Annotated in this window: 14 protein-coding genes; 8 read left to right on the forward strand and 6 right to left on the reverse strand. The window is 55.3% G+C overall.

All coding sequences use genetic code 11. The features are described from left to right. Nucleotides 1-931 precede the first annotated feature (931 nt). The gene (gene cspE / locus A1830_RS10525; RefSeq protein WP_004156612.1) at nucleotides 932-1,141 is read left to right on the forward strand and encodes a transcription antiterminator/RNA stability regulator CspE; all 210 of its coding nucleotides are present in this window, start codon (nucleotides 932-934) and stop codon (nucleotides 1,139-1,141) included. A gap of 308 nt (nucleotides 1,142-1,449) precedes the next feature. Next, nucleotides 1,450-1,884 (forward strand): GNAT family N-acetyltransferase, encoded by a 435-nt coding sequence (locus A1830_RS10530; protein ID WP_067705492.1) that lies wholly within the window; start codon nucleotides 1,450-1,452, stop codon nucleotides 1,882-1,884. Nucleotides 1,885-1,895: 11 nt separating this feature from the next. On the opposite strand, the gene A1830_RS10535 is transcribed toward A1830_RS10530, so the two are convergent. Continuing rightward, the gene (locus tag A1830_RS10535) at nucleotides 1,896-3,254 is read right to left on the reverse strand and encodes an aminotransferase class I/II-fold pyridoxal phosphate-dependent enzyme (protein WP_067705494.1); all 1,359 of its coding nucleotides are present in this window, start codon (nucleotides 3,252-3,254) and stop codon (nucleotides 1,896-1,898) included. A 131-nt stretch (nucleotides 3,255-3,385) separates the two neighbouring features. On the opposite strand from A1830_RS10535, the gene A1830_RS10540 reads away from it, so the two are divergent. From A1830_RS10540 to tatE, 6 genes are all read left to right on the forward strand, one after another. Then, entirely contained in the window at nucleotides 3,386-4,336 is a 951-nt protein-coding gene (locus A1830_RS10540; RefSeq protein WP_067705496.1) for a substrate-binding domain-containing protein, read from the forward strand. Between the two features lie 11 nt (nucleotides 4,337-4,347). Then, nucleotides 4,348-5,142, forward strand: a complete 795-nt coding sequence (locus A1830_RS10545) for a deaminated glutathione amidase (RefSeq protein WP_067705498.1) — start codon at nucleotides 4,348-4,350, stop codon at nucleotides 5,140-5,142. 51 nt (nucleotides 5,143-5,193) lie between these two features. Continuing rightward, nucleotides 5,194-6,075, forward strand: coding sequence for an ABC transporter substrate-binding protein (locus A1830_RS10550; RefSeq protein WP_067705500.1), 882 nt, complete (start codon nucleotides 5,194-5,196; stop codon nucleotides 6,073-6,075). A 240-nt stretch (nucleotides 6,076-6,315) separates the two neighbouring features. Then, the gene (locus A1830_RS10555; RefSeq protein WP_067705593.1) at nucleotides 6,316-7,245 is read left to right on the forward strand and encodes an amino acid ABC transporter permease; all 930 of its coding nucleotides are present in this window, start codon (nucleotides 6,316-6,318) and stop codon (nucleotides 7,243-7,245) included. Further along, a complete protein-coding gene (locus A1830_RS10560) occupies nucleotides 7,242-8,012 on the forward strand; it encodes an amino acid ABC transporter ATP-binding protein (RefSeq protein WP_067705502.1) in 771 nt (256 codons plus the stop codon). The genes A1830_RS10555 and A1830_RS10560 overlap by 4 nt, the downstream gene beginning before the upstream one ends. A gap of 132 nt (nucleotides 8,013-8,144) precedes the next feature. Then, complete coding sequence (gene tatE, locus A1830_RS10565) at nucleotides 8,145-8,351, forward strand: twin-arginine translocase subunit TatE (RefSeq protein WP_067705504.1); 207 nt, start codon at nucleotides 8,145-8,147, stop codon at nucleotides 8,349-8,351. Between the two features lie 110 nt (nucleotides 8,352-8,461). On the opposite strand, the gene lipA is transcribed toward tatE, so the two are convergent. From lipA to rlpA, 5 genes are all read right to left on the reverse strand, one after another. After that, the gene (gene lipA, locus A1830_RS10570) at nucleotides 8,462-9,427 is read right to left on the reverse strand and encodes a lipoyl synthase (protein WP_067705506.1); all 966 of its coding nucleotides are present in this window, start codon (nucleotides 9,425-9,427) and stop codon (nucleotides 8,462-8,464) included. Between the two features lie 217 nt (nucleotides 9,428-9,644). Then, nucleotides 9,645-10,304, reverse strand: coding sequence for a lipoyl(octanoyl) transferase LipB (gene lipB / locus A1830_RS10575; RefSeq protein WP_067705508.1), 660 nt, complete (start codon nucleotides 10,302-10,304; stop codon nucleotides 9,645-9,647). A gap of 84 nt (nucleotides 10,305-10,388) precedes the next feature. After that, nucleotides 10,389-10,652, reverse strand: coding sequence for a DUF493 family protein YbeD (ybeD, locus tag A1830_RS10580; RefSeq protein WP_067705510.1), 264 nt, complete (start codon nucleotides 10,650-10,652; stop codon nucleotides 10,389-10,391). A 143-nt stretch (nucleotides 10,653-10,795) separates the two neighbouring features. Next, on the reverse strand, nucleotides 10,796-12,007 hold the full coding sequence (dacA, locus tag A1830_RS10585; protein ID WP_067705512.1) for a D-alanyl-D-alanine carboxypeptidase DacA: 1,212 nt from the start codon (nucleotides 12,005-12,007) through the stop codon (nucleotides 10,796-10,798). 153 nt (nucleotides 12,008-12,160) lie between these two features. Beyond that, the gene (rlpA, locus tag A1830_RS10590) at nucleotides 12,161-13,414 is read right to left on the reverse strand and encodes an endolytic peptidoglycan transglycosylase RlpA (RefSeq protein WP_067705514.1); all 1,254 of its coding nucleotides are present in this window, start codon (nucleotides 13,412-13,414) and stop codon (nucleotides 12,161-12,163) included. Nucleotides 13,415-13,421 lie beyond the last annotated feature (7 nt).

Consider the following 13,421-nt stretch of genomic DNA (forward strand, 5'->3'; position numbering starts at 1 on the left):
GCGAGACGGCAAAAGCACACCCTGAAATCTTCATCTATACTCAAGCCACTACATCGTAGTGACTTTTAATTTTGTTTGAGGGAAATGGAATGAAGATTATTCTCTGGATTATTGCCATCATTTTTATCGTGGGTCTGCTAACGCTTACTGGCGTGTTTAAAATACTGTTCTGATGGTAAAGGGATGACGGCTGCGCAAACGCGGCTGTCATCCTTTTCGCTTCGACTCAATTAACCGCTCCCCGGATGACGTCCAGCACTCATTATTTACCTGATGAAGTGAGGTTAAGCGTCCCTCCTGCGTTACGTCTCCACCTGCTAAAATCTTATAGTAAGGGGTATCTGACAGCGTAAGAGGCCTGATGCAGTCCGCGCAAACCGCACCATAATGCCCCCCGTAACGCTTCTGCCCACTGGTAAAGATAAACTTCCCGCAGCCACATTTCGCGCATTTTAATACCATCATGCTTCTCTCGAATTTCAGGACTTATCCTATTTACTTAAGGTGATATTATCAAAAATTACCAGGATATCCATAAGATATGTTAATTGATTCTTGCTGAGCATTGTTTTTTAATGAAATTAATTTTCAGGAAACTTAAGGTGTAGGTTACTGAAAATGCTTTAATAGAGTCTGAAAGGCGTAAAATAATTTTAAATTGATTGAGATCAAATTTTAGTTAAGACGCAGGAAATAAAGACAATATCGGTGTGCTGTGCTTATCATTTTTCTGACTCGCCCTGGGAGTGGCACGATGGGGAGTTTCAGGCGTGTACCTGGATCTGAAACCGCGGCGTGAATAATAATGTGTCAGCAAAAAAGGCGATATTTATCACTTTTTCGCGTTTCGCTACTGGACAAAAGGCTCGGCAATTGCTGTACTAACCGTCGACACAGTTTTGTGTCCATTTTTCATGTAAAGGTAATATAGATGTCTAAGATCAAAGGTAGCGTTAAGTGGTTTAATGAGTCCAAAGGATTCGGTTTCATTACTCCTGAAGATGGTAGCAAAGACGTGTTCGTTCACTTCTCTGCCATCCAGAGCAATGGTTTCAAAACTCTCGCTGAAGGTCAGCGCGTAGAGTTCGAAATCACCAACGGTGCCAAAGGCCCATCTGCTGCTAACGTTGCCGCTATTTAAGTTATCAGACAGAATTTTTAAAACCCGCCGATCGGCGGGTTTTTTTTTGTCCCATTCACCCTTAATTAAGACGCGTTGCGATAACCGCGATGGCTTATCGGGCAAAGAACTGCTGAAGCCACAGTACGGCAATCAGGACGCTTATCATCACAGCAACGGCTTCACTTACAGATTTAGGTAATGCGCTCATTCTGCTTCCTTCTGTCTTTATTCTTAAGCAAGAGTGTGACGAAGGATTATGAAGGAAACATTAAAACGCCCCGACTGACATCCCACCCAGTATTGCAGGCTTAACGTGGAGCAAAAGTATGATAATTCGACTCGCCGCAGAAAAAGACAGTTTTGCCCTTAGCGCCCTGTTAACCGAATTAGGTTATGAAGGTACCCATCGCTTTATTGAGCGGCGGCTGGCGCAGTTAATTAACGATGATACCGAACGCCTTCTGGTGGCTGAACAGGATAACAGCGTGCTGGGCTTTCTTTCGCTGCATTTTATTCCTCAGCTGGCACTGGAGGGTGATTTTGCCCGGGTCAGTTACTTTTGCATCGCCGATGGCGAACGCAGTAAAGGCGCCGGTCAGCAGCTGCTGCAATATGCTGAAAACCTGGCTCAGGCGCGCGGCTGCGACCGGATGGAAGTGCACTGCCATGAACACCGTATTAAAGCCAATGCGTTTTATGCCCGCGAAGGCTACACCGAATCACCCTGCTATCTGGTTAAACCTCTGCTGATAGCGGGCTGAGATCCGTAGGGTTAAACCTCTGCTGATAAGGGGCTGAGATCCGTACCACTGGCCAGGATCAAGGCATCAGCGATGGGAGCAATATCTTCATCGGCTAGCCTGGACGTGGCGACGCGAATAAACTGTACGCCGCCGCTGCGGCAGCGATCGCCTGGCAGGACGGCAATCCCCCGTGCCGCGAGGGTAATCATCGCAAACTGCTCTGACTGCACCGGCACAAAAAGGCTCAAGCCATCCCTGTCCGGCAGCGACAGCCCGCGTTTTTCCAGCGCGTTCAGCAGCAGACGCCGCCGCGTGGCGTAGACGACTTTCGCCTGCTGGATCAGCTGCTGGGTGTTGCGGTCATCGAGCATCCACGCGACAGCATGCTGGAGGATCCTGCTGGTCCAGCTGGCACCAAAATTACGCCACGAGTGGATGCGTTTAATCAGCGGTTCTGGCCCTGATAACACTGCAAGCCTCAGGTCCGGGCCATAGGCTTTAGAAAATGAGCGTACATGCAGCGTCCTCTCCGGATAGTAGCGCCCCAGGCTCCATACGGGGTGGGCAGAGAGTTCCCCAATCCCATCATCCTCAATAATCAGCGTCCGCGTTCCCAGCAGCACTTTTGCCAGCGCCTCGTTTCGGGCTTCACTGACTCTGATACCGGTGGCGGAATGCGTTCCCGGCTGATAAATCATCGCCGTCGCACCCTTAGTCAGCAGCTTTGCCAGTGCCCCAGGCAGCGGTCCATGCTCATCACAGGCAAGCGGCAAGACATCGGCACCGACATTGTCCAGCATATCCAGCAGCCGGGCCGCACTGGGATCTTCTATGATCACTTTCTCTCCTGGGGCGATAAGCGTCTGCATAATGCAGTTCATGGCATCGAAGCCGCCATCCGTCGCCAGCCATGCCTGGGCAGGGAAGGGCCAGCGGGGTTTTACCGCAGCCAGCAGCGCAGGCGCGATAGGTTCACGCTGGTAGCTATTGAGCTGCGGGCATGCAATACCCTGCATCATCGCTTCCTGCAGATTGGGTAGCAGAGCGGGATCGGGCGAGGCCATGGCGAGATCGGCACGGATGGCATCGCCATAGTTGCCGATTTTCTCAAAACGCACCGGACGCGGCGAGATGTTGTCGCCACATACCCAGACGCCGCTTCGTCCTTTTCCCGCAATGACCTTTTGCTTCCGAAGCTGCCCCCAGGCGGCAGAAACGGTAGCCGGGCTGACTGCCAACGCTTCCGCCAGCCCGCGTACCGAAGGCAGGTGGGTACCCATCGGGATCTCTCCATCGCGGATCAGCGCTGACGTCACTGCCGCAATGCCCTTTACGCTGGCGTCGGTAATCCGTTCTGCCAGCCAGTTAACGTCAAGCGATCCGGTCATAAGAATTCCCTTTGTTCAGTAACAAAGTAAATATTGTACAGCTATTACTCTCGATCTAGTATCGAATTCAAGCAAAAAGTGAACGCTTTTTACACGGTTTAGCGGCCGATCCCTGATACAGAGAGAATGTCATGATTACCATCAGAGTGGCAGTACGCGACTGGGACTACTTTACCCCGCTGGCCCTGGGCGATATTAAGCCGCAGGGCTTTAGGCTGGAAGTTCACCGCGTGGGAACGCTGGTGGGCGATCTGGCGAACAGCCGCGACTATGATGCGGCTGAGATATCTTTCAGCCGCTATGCTCAGAGCAGGGCCAGGGGAGAAGACCCGGTGCTGGCGCTGCCCCATTTTCTGATGCGCGGCTTTCGTCAGCGCTGCATCATTACGACTGAACGCAGCCCGCTGGTATCACTGGATCAGCTCGAGGGGAAAAAAATAGGCGTTACCGGCTGGCAGGATTCAGGCAATACCTGGACCCGGGCGCTGCTGCGTGAGGCCGGCGTTGATATCGGGAGGGCTTACTGGTTTGCCGGCCGCTTAACGGCAGACCATCCTGTAGAGGATCGGCTCGCCGGGTTTGGTCGTCCGGGACGGATTGAAGCCGCTCCGGGAGAGCGCCCGCTGATTGAGCTGCTGAGGGCAGGTGAACTGGATGCGGTATTTACCCCTTTTATGCCGCAGGGCTTCTTCCTGAAAGGGTCGGGCCTGCGGCAGTTGCAGACTGATTTTCGTCAGGCCGAACGCGAATATTTTGATCGGGTGGGTTATATCCCCGGTCATCACCTGCTGGCCTACAAACACGAGATCGCTAACGCCCACCCTGACATCGTGAAGGAGCTGAGTGAGCTGATCGATCAATCGGCCAGACTGTGGCAGGCAAAACGTGAGAAATATGCGGATACCACCCCCTGGCTGCTGGATGATTTGCGACGTACCGCGCAGGATTTGCCGGCCAGCTGGAATGACAACGGTTTTGACGCTAACAAAGAGATGATTGCTGCGTTTGGCAAAGAACTTTTCGAACAGGGCATTACCACCACCTGCCTGACGCCCGCCATGCTATTTCCGGCAGTAACCTGAGGAGCACTGAAATGAAAGTTGCATTAGGACAGTTTGCGGTCAGCCGCGAATGGCAGGAAAACGCCGCGATTTGCACCGATCTGATGACGAAGGCTGAAGCAGGGAGTGCCGATTTGTTGGTGCTGCCCGAGGGCGTACTGGCGCGGGATATTGCTGACCCGGATCTGGTGCTAAAGGCCGCCCAGCCGTTGGATGGCCCCTTCCTTAGCGAAATATATGCCGCCAGTCGTGGAAATACGCTCACCACCATGATGACCGTACATGTGCCTGCGGACGCGGGTAAGGCACTGAATGTTTTGATCGCTATTCGCAATGGGGAAATTATCGCCCGTTATGACAAGCTCCATCTTTATGATGCCTTCGCGATGCAGGAGTCGCGCAATGTTTCTGCGGGTCTGACCGTGCCCCCGCTGGTGGACGTGGCCGGAATGAAAGTCGGCCTGATGACCTGTTATGACGTGCGTTTCCCCGAGCTGGCCCGCCGCCTGGTGCTCGATGGAGCCGATGTTCTGGTCTTGCCCGCCGCCTGGGTCAAAGGCCCGCTGAAAGAAATGCACTGGGAGGTGCTGGTAACCGCCCGTGCGCTGGAAAATACCTGCTATCTGGTGGCTGTGGGTGAGTGTGGCCCGCGCAATATCGGTAACAGCCTGGTCGTGGATCCGCTTGGCGTGTCGATAGCGAAAGCCGCAGAAGCGCCGGCGCTGGTTTTTGCCGAGCTGGATCCGGCCCGTATCGCCCACGCGCGCAGCGTATTGCCGGTTCTTGAAAATCGTCGTTTTGATCGTCCTGAACTGACCCAACCCTGAGATAAAGGGCGTGGCAGGCTATCCACCATTAAGACACCGGGGAAACGAACAATGAAAAAAATTGCGCTGGCACTGGCTCTGGGCTTATCCGTTAGCCTGGCACAGGCCGCAGAGGCCATTCCTGTACAAAAGGTCGACCAGGCACTGCATGACCGTCTGCCGCCTGATATCCAAAAGGCGGGCAGGATGATTTCGGTGAATAATGGCTCCTTTCCGCCCTATGAAATTGTAGAAGGGCCCTCTTCGATGAGCGGTGCATCAGCCGACCTCACCGAGGCGCTGGCACAGCTGCTGGGTATCAAAATCGAGCACGCTACCGTCAGCGGGCTGTCGGGCGTGCTGGCCGGCATCAAATCTGGCCGCTATCAGCTGGCGATTGGCCCCATTGGGGATTATCCGGAGCGCCAGCAGAAAAATGATTTCATCGACTTTGTGCAGGAGTTCGTGGTGTTTGCCGTACAGAAGGGCAATCCGTTGCAGATTAACGATCTGGAGAGTACCTGCGGTAAGCGAATTGCGGTAATGGCGGGAGGCTGGGCGGAACAGGTCATTCGCAGGCAGTCTGACGTCTGTACCGGGGCGGGTAAACCAGCGGTGGTTATCCAGTCATTCGCCGATCAGCCCTCGTCGATTCTGGCGGTGCGCTCTAAGCGTTCGGATGCCTTTTTCTCTTCTCAGGCACCGCTGGTGTGGTTTGTTGACCAGGCGAACGGACAGCTTGAGCTGACCGGGCAGGGCAAGAAAAATGGCTTCGGCGATATTTTCCAGGGCACCGTGGTGCCGAAAGACGCCGCGCTTGGCAAAGTGGTGCTTGCGGGGTATCAGAAGCTTTTCGCTAACGGCACCTATGCCGCCATTATGAAGAAGTGGAAGCTTGAGGGGAACGCACTGACTGCCCCGGGGATTAACCTGGCGAAAGGGGCAGCAAAATGACCCCAGGCGGCAGCGATCCGCGCGCTGAGGCAGGGCAGAATGCTGTGACCCCAGGCGGCAGCGATCCGCGCGCTGAGGCAGGGCAGNCCAGGCGGCAGCGATCCGCGCGCTGAGGCAGGGCAGAATGCTGTGACCCCAGGCGGCAGCGATCCGCGCGCTGAGGCAGGGCAGAATGCTGTAACCCCAGGCGGCAGCGATCCGCGCGCTGGGGGCAGTGCGAGCGCTGGCGAATGGGCTGACGTGCAGCTGCGCGATGTGGCCTGTGCCCGCAGCGCCCCGCGCTACGGACGGCTGGTCAGCTGGGTCCTGGTACTGGCGATCGCCGCCAACGTCCTGTGGCTGGTGGCTACTAACCCCAATTTTGAATGGGGCGTGGTGGGCAAATGGTTTACCGAAGGCTCGGTGCTCAAGGGCTTGCAGGTCACGCTGGGGCTGACTGTTGTCTCCATGATCCTGGGCACCCTGCTGGGGCTGCTGCTGGCGGTAGCGCGGCTGGCGGATAACCGCCTGCTGAGCGGACTGGCCGGATTGTATATCTGGTTTTTTCGCGGGACGCCGCTGCTGGTACAGCTAATTTTCTGGTACAACATGTCGACGCTCTTCCCGACGGTTACCCTGGGTATTCCCTTTGGTGGGCCAGTACTGGCCAGCTGGAATACCAACGATCTGATCACTCCCCTGACGGCGGCTATTGCAGGCCTGGCGCTGAATGAAGCGGCCTATATGGCAGAAATTATTCGCGCAGGTCTGCAATCAGTCGACAGCGGGCAGGTGGAAACCACCCAGGCTTTTGGCATGAGCCGCGCGCGTGCGCTGCGCCGTATCATTATCCCCCAGGCCATGCGGTCAATTATTCCCCCTACCGGCAATCAGCTGATCGGTATGATCAAGGCGACCTCGCTGGTGAGCGTGATTGCGATGGGCGATCTGCTCTATTCCGTTCAGTCGATCTATAACCGCACCTTTGAAGTTATTCCGATGCTGCTGGTGGCCGTTATCTGGTATCTGCTCATCACCTCTGTATTGAACGTCGGACAGTCGGCGATTGAGCGCTACTACTCACGCAGCGTCCGACGCACGCTGTCGGCAACCCGTCGGCGATTACCCGCAGCGGACAGCAAAGCCACTCCGATGGTTAACCGTCCTTTTATGCATAAGGAGGATCTGTGAACGAGACTCAGCCGCTGGTGCGGGCGCGAAACGTGCAGAAAAGCTATGGCGATAATGAAGTGCTCAAAGGGGTGGATCTGGATGTTATGTCGGGTGAGGTGGTGGTGATCCTCGGGCCGTCCGGCTCGGGAAAATCGACCTTTCTACGCTGCATTAACCACCTTGAAGAGCTAAATGCGGGTTCGATTATGGTGAGCGGTAGCCAGCCCGGCTATATCCTGAAAAAAGGACGGCTACAGCGCCTGCCGCCGCGTAAAATCGCCCGGCAGCGGCAGAAAATTGGCATGGTGTTTCAGCAGTTCAATCTTTACCCGCATATGACCGTTTTGCAAAATATCATCGAGGCACCCATTGGGGTACACAAGGTGCCGCGTGACGAGGCTACGCGCTATGCCAGAGAGCTACTGGCCACGGTGGGACTGAGTGACAAGGCGGATGCCTGGCCGGGGAATCTCTCCGGCGGTCAGCAGCAGCGCGTTGCCATTGCCAGAGCGCTGGCGATTCGTCCCGAGCTGATGCTTTTCGATGAGCCTACTTCGGCGCTGGATCCTGAGCTGGTGGGCGAAGTGCTGGCAATCATGCGCAATCTGGCTGACCAGGGACTGACAATGATTGTGGTGACGCATGAGATAGGCTTTGCCCGTGAAGCCGCAGATCGGGTGGTATTTATGGATGGCGGGGTGGTGGTTGAGCAGGGGCCGCCAGAAGACGTTTTGGTTAATCCGCGACATCCCCGTTTCCAGACTTTTCTCAGCCGTTTTATCTGATATCATTTAGCGGTCAATCTGTGCAGATATTACTCTGTTACAGATTGCGGTTGTATTGACCGGCGTTCTGCGCGTTAATACACGTTATCGTTATTGGCCGTAACACGGGTCAGATTAGAAAAGAAGGTGTGTATGGAAGGTATCAGTATTGCGAAGCTGCTGATTATCGGTGCTCTGATCGTATTATTGTTCGGAACCAATAAGTTGCGTTCTCTCGGTGGCGATCTGGGGTCGGCGATCAAAGGCTTCAAAAAAGCCATGAGTGACGACGATTCTTCCGCTAAAAAAGCGCCGGTTGCCGAAGAAAAGCCCGCAGAGCAGGTTATTCACAAAGATTAATCGCCGTTGGGTGAATAAAAAAACGGATGACACAGTCATCCGTTTTTTGTTTGTGTTGCATGTATGTAAATAAATATGACAAATGGGCGGGCTGCCGCACGCCCGTCACATTATTTCACTTCCAGCCCTTTTGCCTGCATATCCGCATGATACGACGAGCGCACAAAGGGACCGCAGGCGGCATGGGTAAAGCCCATTTCCATTGCGGCTTCTTTCATTTCATCAAATTCCGCCGGGCTGACGTAGCGCTGAACCGGCAGATGATGGCGGCTGGGCTGGAGATACTGGCCGAGCGTCAACATGGTCACGCCGTGACGTCGCAGGTCGCGCATCACCTCAATAATTTCCGCATTGGTTTCACCCAGCCCGACCATCAGACCTGATTTGGTCGGCAGTTCGGGGTGGGCCTCTTTAAAACGCTCCAGCAGCTTAAGCGACCAGTCGTAGTTTGCACCGGGGCGAACCTGCCGGTAAACGCGCGGCACGTTTTCCAGATTGTGATTAAAGACGTCCGGCGGCGTGGCGTTGAGGATCTCCAGCGCACGATCCATACGACCCCTGAAATCAGGCACCAGCGTTTCAATTTTGATGGTCGGGTTTTTAGCGCGGATAGCGCTAATGCAGTCGGCAAAGTGCTGAGCGCCGCCGTCGCGCAGATCGTCGCGGTCTACGGAGGTGATGACCACGTAGCGTAACGCCATATCCGCGATGGTCTGTGCCAGCTTTTCCGGCTCATTCATATCAGGAGCGACGGGACGGCCGTGGGCGACATCACAGAAGGGGCAGCGGCGGGTACAGATGGCGCCGAGGATCATAAAAGTGGCGGTGCCGTGGTTAAAGCATTCTGCCAGGTTAGGGCAGGAAGCCTCTTCGCAGACGGAGTGCAGGCCATTTTTCCGCATGGCCGCTTTAATACCCTGGATGCGGCTGGAATCCGCGGGGAGCTTGATCTTCATCCATTCCGGCTTGCGTAAAATTTCCGTGCGCTCGGTGACGACGGTTTTTACCGGGATCAGCGCCATTTTGTCTGCGTCGCGGTATTTTACGCCGCGTTCCATCTGAATGGGTTTACTCATAATCTAGCAGGTTCCAGGTTGGCATGCGCCGGGTGCGCATAACACTTAATGAGTTGTTTAACCATCATCCTTCAGATAATCAGCGGGGCTGTTTCCTGAAGGCCAGGGGTGAGGCTCAACTTTTTTTGATAAAAGCGCGAAAATTATATCATCCCGGCAGCCGCTTTTCAGCCAGGCCGCCGCATTAAATGTGACGGAATTGTAAATCAACTCGCGCTTATACGAGCGGCAGACTGTTGCCTTCCAGCCAGATAACCTCGGAGCAGCCCAGCTGCCGGGCGAAGTTTTCAATCAGCAGCGGGCCAACCTCAGCGGGCTGAACGTCCGGCTTCAGCGCGCTAAGCTGCGTCATTTCCAGACCGGCATAGCCGCAGGGGTTGATGCGCAGGAAAGGCGAGAGATCCATCGCGACATTTAACGCCAGACCGTGGAACGAACAGCCTTTACGGATACGCAGTCCCAGCGAGCAGATCTTTTTGTCATCCACGTACACGCCCGGTGCATCGGGTCTTGCACAAGCGGAGAGAGAAAAGTAGGCGAGGGTGTCGATAACCGTTTGCTCAATAGCCGTCACCAGCTGTCGCACGCCGATTTTTCTGCGCTTGAGGTTAACCATTACGTACATCACCTGCTGTCCGGGGCCGTGATAGGTTACCTGACCGCCGCGATCGCTCTGAACGACAGGGATATTCCCGGTCATAAGCAGATGTTCTGCCTTACCCGCCTGTCCCTGAGTAAATACCGGCGGATGCTCAACCAGCCAGATTTCATCGGGCGTCGCGTCGTCGCGTCGATCGGTAAAAGTATGCATGGCCTGTGAAACAGGCTCCCAGGGCTGGAGACCCAGCTGGCGAATAAGCAGCGTATCTGGTGACAAAACGAGTGGTCCGTTCAATATTCGGCAGGGGAGTATAGCGTTTGCGGCGGGCAACAACCAGTTACCCACCGCAGTTTGGCGGGATTACAGCACCATGCGAACAATTTCAATCTGGCCCAGTTCATCATAAAGCGTTTCTACCTGCTCAATGTGGGTCGCATTAATGGTGATAGAGACGGAGTGGTAATTGCCTTTGCTGCTCGGCTTAACGTCCGGGGAGTAGTCGCCTGGCGCATGACGCTGAACCACTTCCACGACCTGATCAACCAGCTCTGGCTGTGCCAGGCCCATAACTTTATAGGTAAAGGGCGTGGGGAATTCGAGCAGTTCTTTAAGATTGGTTTTCATTGGGGGGCTCCGGTAACGCAAAATCAAAGGTTCCCGCCTGAGCGGGAACCTGAACATCCTTCAAATATGGGGGGCTTTCGGGTCGAAATCAAGAGGCAATATGACAGTGTATAAGGCAGGCCGGGGTGGCCTGCCCGGAGCGATTAGCCAAACCAGTGATGGAACATTAGCTTAATATAATCGACGATGCGACCCAGGAAGCCACCTTCCGGCATATCATTCAGCACCACCAGGGGATGCTGCTCAACGGTTTTGCCATCCAGCTGGAAGTTGATCGTGCCAACGACCTGGTTTTTGGTCAGCGGGGCATGTAGCTCAGTATTGCTAAGCGTGTAGCTCGCCTTAAGATCCTTCATGCGTCCGCGTGGGATGGTCAGATAAACGTCTTTTTCCACGCCCAGCTGGACGCGATCGCTGTTACCAAACCACACCGGCTCAGAAGCAAACTCTTTACCTGCCTTCAGCGGCGCGACGGTTTCAAAGAAGCGGAAACCCCAGGTCAGCAGCTTTTTACTTTCGGTTTCACGCCCTTTATAGGTGTGACCGCCCATTACCGCAGAGATCAGACGCATCTGACCTTCGGTAGCGGAAGCAACCAGATTGTAGCCCGCCGCCTCAGTGTGTCCGGTTTTAATCCCATCGACCTGGAGGCTGGTATCCCACAGCAGACCGTTGCGGTTGGTCTGACGAATATTGTTAAAGGTAAACTCTTTCTCTTTATAAACCGCGTATTCATCCGGGACGTCACGGATCAGCGCCTGGCCGATCAGCGCCATGTCGCGAGCCGAGCTGTATTGTCCGTCAGCATCCAGGCCGTGTACGGTCTGAAAATGGGTATTTTGCAGACCGATGGCTTTAACATAGTTGTTCATCAGGCCAACAAAGGCATCCTGACTGCCGGCAACGTAGTCTGCCATGGCCACACAGGCGTCGTTACCTGACTGGAGCACAATACCGCGGGTAAGCTGTGAGACAGGTACGCGGTCACCCGGTTTAAGGAACATCAGGGACGACCCTTTAAACACCGGGTTACCGGTTGCCCAGGCATCTTTACCGACGGTAACGATGTCATCCTGATGGATTTTCCCGGCTTTAACTGCCTGACCAATCACATAGCTGGTCATCATTTTTGTCAGGCTGGCTGGATCGCGACGCGCATCGGCATTTTTTTCTGCCAGTACTTTGCCCGAGTTGTAGTCGATAAGCACATAAGCTTCAGCGTCGATATCGGGTACGCCGGGGATCATGGTCTTAATATTTACGTCGTCTGCGTGAGCAAAGGAGGTCAGGCTGAGTGCAATCAGCGAACCCGCCGTCAGGCGCTTAATCAGGTGGTAGGAGGTAAGATTGTTCATATTAAGGACTACAACATCCATGGGCTAAGTTAGAAAAAGTGACTCACTATAGCAAAATCAGTCCTGCCCGGCATCCGTCTTTACCTGCTGACGGCTAACGGATTTAATCGGTCCGCTAGCCGTCATACGCCTGCCAAACAGCCTCAGGTTTCGTTAGTGGGCGACGGTTATAAATGATTGCTGCTGCGCTTCGCTTAACAATCTGCGTTGCAGTTCGCTGGCCTGCTGGCGTGAGCTGAAGTGCCCCAGCTGAACCCGGTAAACCTTGCCCTGGTTACTGACGGTACCGGGAACGCCGAACTTTCTGCTCAGGGCATTTTTCAACTGTTGAGCCCGGGCGCTGTCGCTTAGTGCACCGACCTGCACAGCCCAGTTGCCACCGCTTGCAGCGGCGGGTGTCGAAGCGGCGGCGGCTGGTGAAGTGACCGGTGCAGCGGCGGCCTGCGAGGCGACCGGAGAAGGTGCCGTTGAAACTGTGGCGGAGGAGGCGCCGGAGGAAGCGGTCGATCCCGCAACCGTGGACGCTTCACTGCCTTCCAGTACGCCGTTGCGCAGCGGCTGCGGCGCACCCAGGAAGCCGTTGCTGCGCACCGGCGCACCCAGGTTATCATCACTATTCAGACTGCTGTTATCAACCGGGTGGGATTCAGTCTGCTGTGCGGCGGGCTGCTGATAACCCGACTGCTGGGTATCTGGCTGCTGCATTGCGGTCTGCTGATAACCGGACTGCTGGGCATCTGGCTGCTGCGTTGCGGTCTGCGGTGACGCCGCGCTGGCCGCTGCGCCTGCGCCCATTACCGTCATGCCGCCGGCAATATCCGGACGCGGTGGCAGCGCGTAACTCTGTTTCGCCACGGTGGTCCCGATGGTGCCAGGGCCGGAAAGCGAGCCGTCCGGTGCCACGGCAATGTAGTCCACCTTGACGCGGGTATTGTTGGAAATATTCAGACGATCGCCCGCCGCCTGCGACAGGTCAATAATGCGGCCAGGTATATAGGGACCACGATCGTTAACGCGCACCACAATCATCCGGCCATTCGCCAGGTTAGTGACGCGAACATAGCTCGGGAGCGGCAGAGTAGGGTGGGCGGCGGTCAGCGCGTTAGCATCAAACTCCTCACCCGTTGCGGTACGGTTACCGCTGGCCTCACTGCCATATGCGCTGGCAAGCCCGGTTTCACTGAAATTCGACGGGTCCTTTATAATGTGCCAGGTTTTTCCATTGACCGTATAATCCTGACTGGTTGCAGGATTGATCGGTTCGTAATGCGGGTCTGCGCCGCTAATTTCGACCACCGGGCCGTTGTAGGCTGGCGCGTGTTGCTGCACCGGTGCCTGCTGGTCGGTGGTGGTACAGGCTGCCAGCAGAGCCGACGCCAGGCCAATCCAAAGCCAATCCTTACGCATTTTCCAA

Source organism: Erwinia sp. ErVv1 (assembly GCF_900068895.1).
Lineage (GTDB): Bacteria > Pseudomonadota > Gammaproteobacteria > Enterobacterales > Enterobacteriaceae > Erwinia.